The organism is Nocardioides sp. CPCC 206348, from assembly GCF_048654705.1.
Lineage (GTDB): Bacteria > Actinomycetota > Actinomycetes > Propionibacteriales > Nocardioidaceae > Nocardioides.
In genome coordinates, this window is record NZ_JBMCZA010000217.1 from 81,757 (window position 1) to 83,969 (window position 2,213).

3 protein-coding genes are annotated in these 2,213 nt (G+C 71.9%); all 3 read right to left on the reverse strand.

What is annotated here, in order from left to right; all coding sequences use genetic code 11:
- The coding region (locus tag ACOADB_RS24190) for an aminotransferase class V-fold PLP-dependent enzyme (protein ID WP_378604804.1) at nucleotides 1–279 on the reverse strand (279 nt) is incomplete at its 3' end.
- Nucleotides 280–433: 154 nt separating this feature from the next.
- A complete protein-coding gene (gene proB / locus ACOADB_RS24195; RefSeq protein ID WP_378604811.1) occupies nucleotides 434–1,561 on the reverse strand; it encodes a glutamate 5-kinase in 1,128 nt (375 codons plus the stop codon).
- Nucleotides 1,554–2,213, reverse strand: a 660-nt coding sequence (gene cgtA / locus ACOADB_RS24200) for an Obg family GTPase CgtA (RefSeq protein ID WP_378604814.1), incomplete at its 5' end; no start/stop codon positions are given. The genes proB and cgtA, both read right to left, overlap by 8 nt.

Sequence of the window (2,213 nt, forward strand, 5' to 3'; positions counted from 1 at the left end):
GGGGTCGGTCGCGCGACGCGACCAGTACAGGCCCTTGACGGCCAGGTTGTCCGCTTCGGTGCCCCCCGAGGTGAACACCACTTCACCCGGACGACAGTTCAGGGCCTGCGCCACCGTCTCGCGGGACTCCTCGACGATGCGTCGTGCACGACGCCCGGAGGCGTGCAACGAACTCGCGTTGCCGACCTCGCGCAGCCGCGCCGTCAACGCCTCGATCGCGACGTCGGTCATCGGCGTCGTCGCTGCGTGGTCGAGGTAGACCGTGGGGGCGTCCTTCATGTCGTCCCAAGGGTACGGCGCCCCGTACGGGGCAGCCAGTTCCGGGCACCTGACGGTCACCCACCGTTCATCGCGGCCCCCTACGGTCGCCCGCATGTTGCAGGACCTCCGCCCGTACATCGACCCGCAGATCTCCAGCGCGGGATCGATGCGGTCAGGCCAGGACGACCAGGTCGTCGCGGTGGATGACCTCGCGCTCGTAAGCAGCACCGAGCTCCTGCTTGAGATCCTTCGAGGACCGGCCCAGCAGGGGCGGCAGCTCGGCGGCGTCGAAGTTGACCAGGCCACGGCCGACGACCGCACCGTCGGGGTCGCGCAGGTCGACCGGGTCGCCTGCGACGAAGTCGCCCTGCACGGCGGTGATCCCCGCGGCGAGGAGCGAGGCGCGTCGTTCGACGACGGCGCGGACGGCACCGGCATCGAGCACCAGTGAGCCCTTCGCCTCGGTCGCGTGGCGCAGCCAGAGCAGGCGGATCGGTCGGCGCTTGCCGGTCGCGTGGAACAGGGTCCCGACGGGCTCGCCGGCCAGGGCCGAGGCGGCGCCGTCGGCGGACGTGAGTACGACGGGGATGCCCGAGCCGGTCGCGATGGCTGCGGCGTCGACCTTGGTGACCATGCCACCGGTACCGACACCGGCCGCGCCGACGGAGCCGACGGTGATGCCGGCGAGGTCGTCGTCGCTGCGCACGTCGGTGACCAGCTTCGCGCCGGGGCGGGTGGGCGGGCCGTCGTACAGGCCGTCGACGTCGGAGAGCAGCACCAGCAGGTCGGCGTGCACCAGGTGGGCGACGAGCGCCGCGAGGCGGTCGTTGTCGCCGAACCGGATCTCGCTGGTCGCCACCGTGTCGTTCTCGTTGACGATCGGGATCACGCCGAGCTCGAGCAGCTTCGCGAAGGTCTGATGGGCGTTGCGGTAGTGCGCGCGACGGGTGACGTCGTCGAGGGTCAGCAGCACCTGCCCGGCGGTCAGGCCGTGGCGTGCCAGCTCCTCGGTGTAGCGGTGGACGAGGATGCCCTGGCCCACCGAGGCGGCGGCCTGCTGGGCAGCCAGGCCGCGCGGACGCTTCTTCAGGCCCAGGGGCGCCAGGCCGGCCGCGATGGCTCCCGAGGAGACGAGCACGACCTCGGCGCCCCGGGCGCGCGCGGCGGCCAGGACGTCGACCAGCGAGCTCACCCGGTCGGGGTCGATCCCACCGGCAGCGGTGGTCAGCGACGAGGACCCGATCTTGACGACGATCCGGCGGGCGCCGGTCACCACCTCACGGGTCGAGGCCTCACTCACCGGGGTCTTCCTCGAGCCATGCCTCGTCTTCGGGCACGGCCGGAGCGACGTCCGGGTCCTCCTCAGAGCCGATCTCGTAGGAGGTCGGCCCGTAGACCTCGGGCTTGTCGATGCGACGGGCCACGTCGGCGCGGGTCTCGCCCTCGGCCCGCTCGCCGAGCTTGGCCTGGATCTCGCGCCGACGGATGGCCGCTTGGCGGTCGTCCTGGAACCGGTCGTCCTCGCCGCGGCGCGACAGGTTCTCGGCGCCGGCGTCGACGCCGGGCCTGAACTCGAAGACCACGGAGTCGTCGGTCGGGCCGATCAGGACGGAGTCGCCGGCTTCGGCGCCCATCTGCAGCAGGCGCGTCTCGACGCCGAGCCGGTTGAGGCGGTCGGCGAGGTACCCGACGGCCTCGTCGTTGCTGAAGTTGGTCTGGCGCACCCAGCGCTCGGGCTTTTTGCCGACGACCCGCCATCCGGCCTTCGTCGAGGTGATCGTGAAGCCGTCGTCGTCGACCGCCTTGGGGCGTACGACGATCCGGGCCGGGATCTCGGCCTGCTTGGCCTTGCGGGCCTCCTGGACGATCTCGGCCATGGCGAAGATGAGCTCGCGGGTGCCCTCGCCGGACATCGCGGAGATCTCGAAGACCCGGTGACCGCGGGCGCGGAG